General features: G+C 44.2%; 8 protein-coding genes. 3 read left to right on the plus strand and 5 right to left on the minus strand.

Features of this window, described 5'->3' with window-relative positions; all coding sequences use genetic code 11:
- Positions 1 to 112 precede the first annotated feature (112 nt).
- The gene (locus JMA39_RS00460) at positions 113 to 1567 is read right to left on the minus strand and encodes an MBL fold metallo-hydrolase RNA specificity domain-containing protein (protein WP_202719885.1); all 1455 of its coding nucleotides are present in this window, start codon (positions 1565 to 1567) and stop codon (positions 113 to 115) included.
- Positions 1568 to 2100: 533 nt separating this feature from the next.
- On the opposite strand from JMA39_RS00460, the gene JMA39_RS00465 reads away from it, so the two are divergent.
- From JMA39_RS00465 to rfbC, 3 genes are all read left to right on the plus strand, one after another.
- The gene (locus JMA39_RS00465) at positions 2101 to 3267 is read left to right on the plus strand and encodes a nucleotide sugar dehydrogenase (RefSeq protein WP_202719886.1); all 1167 of its coding nucleotides are present in this window, start codon (positions 2101 to 2103) and stop codon (positions 3265 to 3267) included.
- Between the two features lie 307 nt (positions 3268 to 3574).
- Positions 3575 to 4585: an NAD-dependent epimerase gene (locus JMA39_RS00470; RefSeq protein WP_202719887.1), complete on the plus strand. Its 1011-nt coding sequence runs from the start codon at positions 3575 to 3577 to the stop codon at positions 4583 to 4585.
- A 426-nt stretch (positions 4586 to 5011) separates the two neighbouring features.
- Positions 5012 to 5572, plus strand: a complete 561-nt coding sequence (gene rfbC / locus JMA39_RS00475; RefSeq protein WP_202719888.1) for a dTDP-4-dehydrorhamnose 3,5-epimerase — start codon at positions 5012 to 5014, stop codon at positions 5570 to 5572.
- Between the two features lie 465 nt (positions 5573 to 6037).
- On the opposite strand, the gene JMA39_RS00480 is transcribed toward rfbC, so the two are convergent.
- Genes JMA39_RS00480 through JMA39_RS00495 form a run of 4 tightly spaced genes read right to left on the minus strand, consistent with a single transcriptional unit; the run spans position 6038 to position 11453 of the window.
- Entirely contained in the window at positions 6038 to 7315 is a 1278-nt protein-coding gene (locus tag JMA39_RS00480) for a CDP-glycerol glycerophosphotransferase family protein (RefSeq protein WP_202719889.1), read from the minus strand.
- Positions 7315 to 7767, minus strand: coding sequence for an adenylyltransferase/cytidyltransferase family protein (locus JMA39_RS00485; RefSeq protein ID WP_202719890.1), 453 nt, complete (start codon positions 7765 to 7767; stop codon positions 7315 to 7317). Before JMA39_RS00485 ends, JMA39_RS00480 begins: the two co-directional genes overlap by 1 nt.
- A gap of 52 nt (positions 7768 to 7819) precedes the next feature.
- Positions 7820 to 9277, minus strand: coding sequence for a sugar phosphate nucleotidyltransferase (locus JMA39_RS00490; protein ID WP_202719891.1), 1458 nt, complete (start codon positions 9275 to 9277; stop codon positions 7820 to 7822).
- 10 nt (positions 9278 to 9287) lie between these two features.
- Positions 9288 to 11453 (minus strand): WecB/TagA/CpsF family glycosyltransferase, encoded by a 2166-nt coding sequence (locus JMA39_RS00495; protein WP_202719892.1) that lies wholly within the window; start codon positions 11451 to 11453, stop codon positions 9288 to 9290.
- Positions 11454 to 11496 lie beyond the last annotated feature (43 nt).

Consider the following 11496-nt stretch of genomic DNA (forward strand, 5'->3'; position numbering starts at 1 on the left):
CAATTTTTTATATTAAAATGAAATATTTATAGGCTAAATCCCAACCTACGCAAAATGTGTGGCTACGGTAATCCTCCCGTTTTAAACTGCAATTAAAAGAAGAAGTTAAGTTCTAGCCTGTTGGGATAATCATTTCGCACTGTGGTATTAGTTCTTTCAATTTTCTTGCTAACGCTTGTTTGGCCTCGTTATCACCGTGGACGATGCGGATGTGTTTCGGTTTGTGCTCAATGCCTTTGACAAAATCTATCAGGTTCTGTTGATCCGCATGGGCTGAGTAGCCGCTGATGGTGTGTATGCCTGCCTTTATATCGATTTTCTCCCCTTCAATATAGACGTAGCCACCCGTTGGCCCATATGTCTGAATATCCCGCCCAGTAGTACCTTGTGCTTGGTAACCCACAAATAAAATATCTGCAGTCGGTTCAGGTAAAAAGCGCTGTAGATAGTTAATGATTCGTCCGCCTGTACACATACCGCTTGCAGCTATTACAACAGCAGGCTTTTGTCTGCTGGATAGGTAGTTTATTACTGCTAGGTGATCTTGGTGATTATCTATGGTGTAAAGCTGACTAAAGTCCAGAGGGTGACGTCGGTGCATTAATACCGATTTAGCCTCGTTATCCCATAGCTTTTTATATTTTATGTATTGCTTGGTAAAGTTCGCCGCCATAGGTGAGTCGACAACTATCTCTATACTCTGCCACATAGGGTTGTGTTGTTGGTTAAAGATAATTTGCTCTAACTCATACAGTAACTCTTGGGTACGACCAATACTAAAGGCTGGAATGAGTACTACGCCGTTGTCGCTGACTGATTTCTCTATGACCTGACGTAGGCTTTCGGCCCTATATTCACGCTGAAGGTGGTTTTTATCGCCATAGGTAGATTCAACCACTAAGGTGTCGGCACGTAATGGGCTTTTAGGGCTTGGTAGTAACGGTGTATTCGTTGCGCCTAGGTCGCCTGAGAAAACGATGATGTGCTTATCTTGTCTGTTGCTTGAGTCACCGTTAAGGCTTGTCAGAGCGTTACTATTCTTGTCAGTTTGTGATAGTTGACTTAACTCTATTTCTACGTAAGCGGAACCTAGTATATGGCCCGCGACATTAAACCGCGCTTTGGCTTGTTGGTATCCACTGTCACAATTATTCACCTCTAAGGTAAACCATTGGTCATAATCAATTGGCTTAATTAACTGCTGTAAGCGTTTTAAATATAGGCTAATTAATCGCTGATTTTTAGTGACGCCGACCTTTAGCGCATCTTCTATGACTAACGGTAGTAATGCCGCGGTTGCTGTTGTGGCATATACTGGGCCATTAAAACCTGCTGCCAATAGATAAGGGATCCTGCCTACATGGTCTATGTGGCAGTGGGTAACAATGAGTGCGGTTATTTGGCTTAAATCAAACTCTATTTGAAGTTGATTAGTTGAAGAGTCACTTGTTGCTTCATCGCCTTGAAATAGTCCACAGTCGATTAGAATACTAGATTGCTCATTAATATCTAATTGATGGCATGAGCCTGTGACTCCATTAACGGCACCGTGATGGATAATTTTCATATTTGATTTCCTTATCGTAGTTTTAAGCGCAGAAACTAGAGTGTGGCTCCGCCACGACGAGAGCGTTGCTATGCTCCTGCTAGATTCTATACGATCGAAAAGTTAAAGCTAAGACTTAAAAGCGGAACGGCCTTCGGCCTGACGGTATACGGAACGTTCACAGGCTCACTTACGTAACACTTTGCTGATGGTACACGTGAATAAGGGCGCTGCGCTTCTAGGGCGTGACTTCGTCACAGCGAGAACGTCACTAAGCTCCTTCTAGGCTTTAGGGAAAGCGAAGCTAACCTACATAAAGAAAGTTCTAGAGAAAGCTAAGACGATTAAAAGCCGGTAAAGCAAGAAAGCAAATAAGTGGACGTTAAAGGGCCTTGTTTTCTGCTTTCCTAGCAGGGCGAAGGCCGCTCTAGCAGTGAGCCTGCGAACGTTCTAGGCTCTAGAACCTGATTAGCTTTTACAAATGTGAGCCAAAAACAAGACTTTTCTTGCTTGGAGTGCTATTTTACGCGGATATTTTTTTTAAAGGTTTTAAAATGAAAATTGCTATAGCAGGGACAGGCTATGTCGGTCTGTCAAACGCGGTATTGTTGGCACAAAAAAACACCGTAATGGCTGTTGATATTGTTGCTGAAAAAGTTGAGATGATTAACCAAGGGCTGTCGCCTATAGCAGATGTCGAGATAGAAGATTACCTAAAAAATCATAAGCTTGATTTGACCGCTACGCTTGATAAGCAATTGGCCTATCAAGACGCAGACTATGTAGTTGTTGCTACACCGACCGATTATGACACTGAATCAAATTACTTTAATACCGCATCTGTTGAGGCGGTAATTCAAGATGTGTTAGCCATTAATCCAAATGCGGTGATGGTGATTAAATCAACTGTTCCAGTAGGATATACCGAGTCAATAAAGCAAAAATTCAATACACAAAATATCATCTTCTCACCGGAGTTTTTACGTGAAGGCAGAGCCCTTTACGATAACTTGCACCCATCGCGTATTATTATTGGTGAGCGCTCTGTTCGCGCAGAAGTATTTGCAAACTTACTTGCAAGCGCTGCGATTAAAGAAAACATTGATATTCTTTATACCGACTCGACTGAAGCCGAAGCGGTTAAGCTTTTCTCAAATACTTACCTTGCAATGCGTGTTGCATATTTTAATGAGCTAGACAGCTACGCCGAGTCCCATGGTTTAGATTCACGTCAAATTATTGAGGGGGTTGGATTGGACCCTCGTATTGGTAATCACTACAATAATCCATCTTTTGGTTACGGTGGTTACTGCCTACCAAAGGACACTAAACAGCTTCGCGCTAATTATGCCGATGTACCAAATAGCCTGATTAGTGCAATTGTTGATGCTAACTCTACCCGTAAAGACTTTATTGCTGACTCAATTATTAAGAAGCAGCCAAAAGTTGTTGGTATCTACCGCCTAATTATGAAATCAGGGTCAGATAACTTCCGCGCATCTTCTATCCAAGGCATTATGAAGCGAATTAAAGCCAAGGGTATCGAGGTCGTAGTCTATGAGCCTGTGCTAAATGAGCCAGAGTTCTTTAACTCTCGTGTAATGCAAGATTTGAATGAATTTAAACAGCTCTCAGATGTCATAGTATCAAACCGAATGGTTGATGAATTAGCTGATGTCGCAGGCAAAGTTTATACCCGCGATCTGTTTGGCTCGGATTGAGGAAACGCTGAGAAGGGCGCTACGTTTCTAGGATGTTAGGGCGTGGCTTCGCCACTTCGAGAACGCTTCGCTTCTAGGTTAGAGCAAAGAAAATAAAGTAAGGAAAGAAAAGAAGATTCTAGGTACAGGGTAAGACGGCTAAACTTCAGAAGAGTCGGAAATAGCGAAGACGAATAAGCAGAATTAGAAGATAGTAAGAAAGATTACTGGGGCGCCTTTGGTTTTTTGACTTTCTTAGTCGGACGCAGTCCGTCCTCGAAGCGAAGCGTCCTAGCTCCTAGAGCCTTCTTTAACAAAAGAGATTTTTATGAAATATTTAGTAACTGGTGCTGCAGGTTTTATTGGCTCAAAAGTAAGTGAGCGCTTATGTGCTGCAGGTCATGAAGTGGTTGGTATCGACAATATCAATGATTACTATGACGTGAACTTAAAATTGGACCGTCTTAAAAATTTGGAGCCTCAGGCTCTTTTTTCATTTAAGAAGTTAGACTTAGCCGATAGAGAAGGCATTGCAGCTCTGTTTGCTGAGCAAGGTTTCGATAGAGTGATTCACTTGGCGGCGCAAGCTGGGGTTCGCTACTCGATTGATAACCCAATGGCTTATGCCGATAGTAACTTAGTAGGGCATCTGACTATTTTAGAAGGCTGTCGTCACCATAAGATTCAGCATCTGGTATATGCGTCATCTAGCTCTGTTTATGGCCTTAATTCAAAAATGCCTTTCTCGACAGATGACAGTGTTGATCACCCAATCTCTCTATATGCTGCGACTAAGAAAGCTAATGAGCTGATGTCACACACCTACTCGCACCTTTATGGCGTACCAACTACTGGTCTGCGTTTCTTTACCGTTTATGGTCCTTGGGGACGCCCTGATATGGCGCTGCTTAAGTTCACTAATAAAATTGTGAAGGGGGAAGCGATTGATGTTTATAACCACGGTAATTTGAGCCGCGATTTCACCTATATCGATGATATTGTCGAAGGCATTATTCGTATTCAAGACAGTGTTCCAGTTGCAAACCCTGAGTGGTCTGCCGAATCAGCAACTCCTGCGACTAGCTCTGCACCGTATCGTGTATTTAATATTGGTAATGGTAGCCCTGTTAAATTGATGGATTACATCTCTGCACTTGAGAAGTCATTGGGTATCGAAGCTATTAAAAACATGATGGATATGCAACCTGGCGACGTGCATTCAACTTGGGCAGATACCGAAGATCTATTCAAAACTGTAGGTTACAAGCCACAAACTAGCGTCGAAGAGGGCGTACAGAAGTTTGTTGAATGGTATAAAGAGTATTACATGAAGGGCTAAGAAGGGCGCTGCGCTTCTAGGGCGTGACTCCGTCACTTCGAGATCGTCGCGTTGCGACTTCTAGACTCTAGGTAAATGCGAAGAAGGTATAAGCTGAGACAGAAAAGCAGAACGGTCTGTGGCCTACGGTTGACGGAACGTTTCGCTGACGGTTGGGAGCTAAGAAGGGCGCTGCGCTTCTAGGATGCTAGGGCGTGGCTTCGCCACTTCGAGGACGCTGCGCTTCTAGGTTAAAGCAAAGACGGATAAGCAAAAGCTGGGAGAGCAAGAAAGATTAAGGGCTGTGCTGTTTTGCTTTTGATTTCCTAGCAGGCCGAAGGCCATTCTCGAAGCGAAGCGCTCTAGGCTCTTCTTTAACCCTAGAATCTAGGACCTTCTTTTAACTCTAGAACCTTTTTAAACTCCAATTTTATTCAAGAAAACACGATGAAACTAATTCCGACTTCAATTACTGATGTGTTGCTTTTTGAGCCTAAAGTCTTTGGTGACGAACGTGGTTTCTTCATGGAAACCTTTCGCCAATCTGATTTTGAGGCGTTGTTTGCCGAAGTCGGCATGATGTGTCCGAGCTTTGTGCAAGAGAATATGAGCCGATCGCAAAAGCATGTGCTGCGAGGTTTGCATTATCAAGAAGTACATCCCCAAGGAAAGCTTATTCGCGTAACTGCTGGTAGCATTTTCGATGTTGCGGTCGATATTCGAAATGATTCAAAGACCTTTGGCCAATGGTTTGGGCAAGTTTTATCTGCTGAAAATAGACTGCAAATGTATATCCCTCCTGGCTTTGCCCATGGATTTTTTACCTTAAGTGAATACGCTGACATTATCTACAAATGCACTGATTACTATACGCCAGAGTTTGAAAGAGTTATTGCCTGGAATGATCCTCAATTAAATATCCAATGGCCGTTAGAAGAGGGCGTAGAGCCGGTTTTATCGGAGAAGGATAAAAAAGCTGAGAAGGGCGCTATGCTTCTAGGATGCTAGAACGTGGCTTCGCCACTTCGGGGACGCTGCGCTTCTAGGTTAAAACAAAGACGGTACAAGCTGAGACGGAAAAGCAGAACGGCCTGTGGCCTACGGTTGACGGAACGTTCGCAGGCTCACTTACGGAACGCTTCGCTGACGGTTGGGAGCTACGAAGGGCGCTGCGCTTGTAGGTTAAAGCAAAGGCGGTACAAGCTGAGACGGAAAAGTGGAACGGCCTGTGGCCTTAGAGTTGACGGAACGTTCGCAGGCTCACTTACGGAACGCTTTGCTGACGGTTGGGAGCTAAGAAGGACGCTGCGCTTCTAGGTTAAAACAAAGACGGATAAGCAAAAGCTGGGAGAGCAAGAAAGATTAAGGGCAGTGCTGTTTTGCTTTTGATTTCCCTAGCAGGCCGGAGGCCGCCCTCGAAGCGGAGCGTCCTAGGTCCTAGAACCTTGTTTATTCAGTGAGCTTGCGAACGCTCTAGGATCTATCGCCTATTCTTGCCTCTAAAGCTGTAAACGCGTTTGGTGTATCCTGTCCCCAAAATAGCTCAGTTACTGCTTGGTAATTGTTTATATCGCTATTTCTATAATCTTCATTGTTACTCTCTATCTCCTTAATCTCCTTATGTTTTTGCTCGGTTATAGCCTCTGGGGCTAATTGCTCTAATAACTCTTCAAAGTTTGTGCATTTAGGCGCAATATCTGGGAGCTTTGCGGCGTATTCGTACATATCTCGGCAATCTTGTTGGTAATGCGCCTCATCGAAGCGGTAGAAACAGATAGGCGTTTTTAGTGGCAGAGCATCAATAAACAGTGAGGAATAGTCGGTGATAAGTAGATCGACATCTTGCAAGAAGCCATATACATCTTCAAATTGAGAGATATTGATTATATTGGCATAACTGGTAAGTTCATCTGCCAAGCTTGCTTCATTTGGGTGTAGCCTTAATAGAAATAGCTGGTTTTTGGCAACTAAATGAGCTGACAATCGTTGCCAGTCAAAAGCGCTATTGTATGGGTTAGCCTGCTTGTGGCTATCGCGCCATGAGGGAGCATACAAAATGATGCTAGGCTGAACAGCTTGAAGCTGATGAGCATTTGGGCCTGTACTCTGAACTGTACTTTCACTGATTTTTTTGCGTTGACTTGGGTGAAGCTGGTAGTAATCGGTTCTTGGATTGGTTGCGCGTATAAGCTGTGAACTATTAAGCCTAAATGCGCTGCTAAACAGAGAGTCGATAAGTGGGCTTGGGCTTAGCATTAAATCGGGAGTGATGCGTTGCTGGTGGGCGAATAGCCATTGCTTATATAACGCTAAGCTTCCTTTTGGGTTAAACACGTGCGCCAGAGGCCCTGCGTTAATGTCGAACTCAATTTTTTTCATCGGCAATCCATGCCATAGATTCACCTTCAGCGCACCATTTGCAAGCCACTGATTAATATCGCCGATATAACTATTATAGAAGTAGTATTTGGCGGTTAGGGCGTGAAAAATCCCCTTCATCGACCAGCGATAATAAACCTCCAAGTTTTGACTCTGTAGCTGTTTAATCACATCTTGATTGCCGCTAATCCAGATACAACGGATAAATTTTGTTTGCTGCCAATGTAAATACAAGTATTTACTGTTGTCGCAAAACCTTTCCTTGTAGCTACCAAACAGTGCCTTGTTTGAGCTGCGCGGGGAGAGAGCCGAGAGTGTAAATATCAGCTTTCTGATAATCGCCTTTATCCAGTCAAAAATAGCGTGCTGCATTACTTATTTATCTTCTTGGTCAATACTGAACGATTTGCGCTAGGGTCATTGCTAGCACCTGCCTTGGGGTGTGCTAAATTACTCTTGATCTCGGTGGTCGAGATCTCGCCGGTTCTATCTAAATAGATAACCTCACACAGGATAGAGAGTTCGTCAAATTCGCCTTTCCAATCATCTCCCATACCAAAGATACTGACATCATATTTGCAGATATCCTTCGCCTTTTGATTCCAGTGGGTCTCAGGCACAACCATGTCTACGTATTTGCAGGCTTCAACAATTTCAGCCCGTTGAAAGTAGCTAAAAAATGCTGCCTTGCCCTTCAAGGCATTAAACTCATCGGTCGATACCGCAACAATCAGTTTGTCGCCTAGGGCTTTTAAGCGCTTAAATAAGCGTACATGGCCGTAGTGAAACAGATCGAACGTACCATAGGTGATAATTGTTTTCATAATTACTCTCCTCTAAAGGAACTTGCTGAATGTCGCTAAGGCATGGGGCTTCCTAATCTCTTGTTAACTCTGAATGTGTTTGTATCTGTTGATGTTTAGCGTAACTAAATGATTGCTTGATGAGCTTGCAATACCTGCTCTTTTGCTTTGATAGTATGAACTCGGTTTCGATTAGTGTTTTTTCCTCGTCGGGAACACTAAAAGGCAGTAGTTGCAATGGCCCGTAAAGTCCGTATTCGCTACTGGTTAATTGCTGTTGCTTTAAAAATGGCGTGCGCCCAAACAGCTTTAGTTGCCCTGTTATTACGAGGTAGAGCTGAGGTAGTCTGCTAATAAAGAGCGGCTTAAGATCCCAGCGCCAGCAGGAGTAGACTCTGTTATTTAGCTCAACGCTCTCTTTTATCCGCCAGCTTTTACTCGAGCCGGTCAGGCTTATAAGCAGCAGGGCGGGGGATAGCAGCAGACCTAGCATAAACAGAAACAAAGCACATAATCTATCTAGTTTCTTTACTCTGTTATTTGACGATTCGTTATGGTTTCTCGCTATGATACTGTCATCGTTAAGCTTGATAGCCGCGCCACTTTGTGGCGTTAACAACATGTCTTTGCAGATAATCGCACTGCTCACGTTAAGCCCTTGGCCAACGTAAGAGTCATCTAAAATAATGCAATTTTTTAGGCTGCATTTAGCCTCAATAAGGCAGTTCTTACCCACAATCACGCTTTGCTGCATGTTAACGCTTTCATCTATCCAGCTGTTGTCGCCAATGACTCCCCAAGCATTTTGCATTCTTAGTTGTCCGGTCTTGGTTTTGCTGCCGATATAGAAGCCGTTGGCTTCATCTGCGCTACTGCAGTAGCGGCCTTTTGGGGTGGCACCGACGATTTTTTTCAGTGCCATGGCTTGATTGGCCTGCATATACTCATCGAGTGAGTTGAGCATAAAACAGTCGCCATGCAGCACCTGTGTCACTGTGTTACCCATACTGCTATTTCTAATTTTCTCTTGAATCTGGTCTTGATGCTGAGCATGGTCATTAGATAGAGGCCAGTTGAGCTCCTCTGTATGCTTTATGGCGGCGGGTAGCATCATCAAACCCGCATTTTGGTTGTCGAGTTTTGCAATAACAAAGCTTTGGCTCATCTGTTTGCTAAATTGTAGAAATGAGTTGATACAAGGGCTTCTGAGCATGTCACCGCGGGCAAGCAAGACAGACTCTGTTTTATCCAGTGACAGCCTTGGGATGATTTTGGAGACATCCTCCTGCTCTTTACTCAGAAAGTAGTCGACCTCTAACCCCCAAAGCTCGCCCTTACCAACCAAGGCTTTTATTTCGTTAACCTGGGGGGAGACAACAAGCTTTACTCGTTTCACTCCCGCCTCGGCAAGATCTTCTAATGTGTACTCGATAACGCTCTTATTACTGATCGGTAATAGGGCCGGGCAATAATAATTATTCAGTGGTGCCAGCTCACTGCCATTCCGGTTTGCAAAAATAATTGCTTGCATATGCAACTCCTTAATACGCGCCACGGGCAAGAATAACAGCGGGGATCGTTTTCAGCAGTAACAGCAGATCAGCGCTAAACGACTGTTGATAGATATAATCTATGTCGAGCTCAACCTGTTGCTCGAATGGGATTGTTGAACGGCCAGAGACTTGCCAAATACAGGTGATCCCTGGCTTTATCATCAAGCGGTTTCTATGGTGCAACTTGTACTGCTTTACCTCGCTAACCAGTGCTGGGCGGGGGCCGACTAACGACATGTCACCTTTAAGTACATTCCATAGCTGGGGCAACTCATCGATTGAGGTCTTACGGATCACGCGTCCAACTAAGGTGATCCTTGGATCATTCTTTATCTTAAAAATAATGCCGCCATCCATTTCGTTGCTTTGGTTTAGTGTCGCCAGCCTTTGCTCTGCATCTTGGTACATAGAGCGAAACTTCCACATGGTAAATGGCTGGTTATTCAGTCCCGCTCTAGGCTGACTAAATAGCACTGCGCCTTTAGACTCACTGCGAATAAGGAGTGCGATGCAGATTAAAAACGGTGATAGCAGGACGAGCAGACTGGCTGAAACCAAGATATCGAGTGAGCGCTTAGCGCTGCGACCGACATGCCGGTTTAGATTAAACACGGCACGGCGTAGGTTTGCGCGCTTAACATCAAATTGTGGCATTTTTTGGTTTTTACTGTTCGCCTTATTAAGCTCTGTTTGAAGCTGCTGCTTTGTTAGGTTCGTTCCCGAAGTTGCACTGGGCTTTCTATTTGTCCAAGATGTTTGTGGATGAGTGTGCAGCTTCTTTAGCTGACGGTTTTCCCGCCACACACGATATAAAAAGCTTGGATTGCCAATAATATAGCGTTTCCACATTCTCTTAGGCTCTTGAAGTAAACGGTAACTCCATTCAAACCCTATCTGTCTTAGCCATAAGGGGGCGCGTTTAATGCGATTGGCATAAAAATCAAAAAGGCCGCCGACGCCGATTCCAATCGAACAGGTCAGCTGCTGCTTATTAGCTGCAAGCCATAACTCTTGCTTTGGCGCACCCATTGCCACGAGCAGAATATCGGCATTAGACTGGTTGATTGTGTCTATAACGCGTTGATTATCATCACTGTTTGACTCGCTATTGAAATAGCCTGAGTGACAGCCAGCAATATTGAGTTTGGGATACCGCTGCTGCATGTTATTGGCTGCTGCCTTTGCAACACCTGAGCGACCACCTAATAAATAAATCGACAGATTATTTGCTGCGGCGAGCTTACACAGGCGTGGAAACATGTCGGTGCCATTGAGGTTATCTTGCAGCGCTTTCGCTTTACTGAGGCAGGCTAGTCGTACCCCAATGCCATCGGCAAAAATATGCTTAGTCTGCTGTAAACACTGACGATATGACTCGTCTTGAGTACTAATGTTGAGGCAGTCAGCATTAACAAAGGCATATTGCTGCATTGATTGTGGCTTGCGCTGGCATTGCTGTAGCACTTCATTTAATAGTTGTGCCATAGTCCAGTTATCAAGTGTGATACCAAATACAGAGATCTGAGGGTTATTTCTACTGGGTTTGCTAAAAACGATGCGGGTGACAGTCAATACAATCACAAGTCTTAGTAGCGCGAGCAGGTAGCGGCCTAGGCTGCTATGAGCCTTATCAAGCGAGCGAGGAGCAGCCTCAAAACGTAGACCCGTTGCGGCGTTCATCTGTTCGATAGAGGTAAGACCTGGCTTAATGGGGTAGGTTTTCTTCGAGAATTTTGTTTTTTTTGCAGAATTAGCTAAGTTATCTGCACAGCTGTCAGCATGCTCATCTTGCTTTAACAATGCGAACTGCTGCTCTGTACCTAAAACGGAAAGCTCCCCGCTCAGCAGCTGGAATAATATCGGCAGCTTCTTAAACCATCCCGAGTAGGAGAACTGTTTTAAGCCTATGCTCTTATGGTTAATGCCGTGAATATACACAGTTTCAAATGCACTGTTCTGACTGAAAGCGCTCTTAAGGTAGCCATACAACATAAACGGTGAACTCAGTAGTAACATCACTAAAGCGACGAAAGAATCGAAACAGCGAATGCTGAAACGAGATTGGCCTAGGTGAGCACCTTGAGAAGTCGACTCGGGATTAGACTCAATTTTTAACTCTATTTTTGAGTCGGTATTCAAGTTGGTATTGTCCATTATTGAGTCCCTTCTAGCGTATAGTGTTAATACTTAATCTAGA

The organism is Shewanella schlegeliana, from assembly GCF_016765635.1.
In the GTDB taxonomy this organism is placed as follows: domain Bacteria; phylum Pseudomonadota; class Gammaproteobacteria; order Enterobacterales; family Shewanellaceae; genus Shewanella; species Shewanella schlegeliana.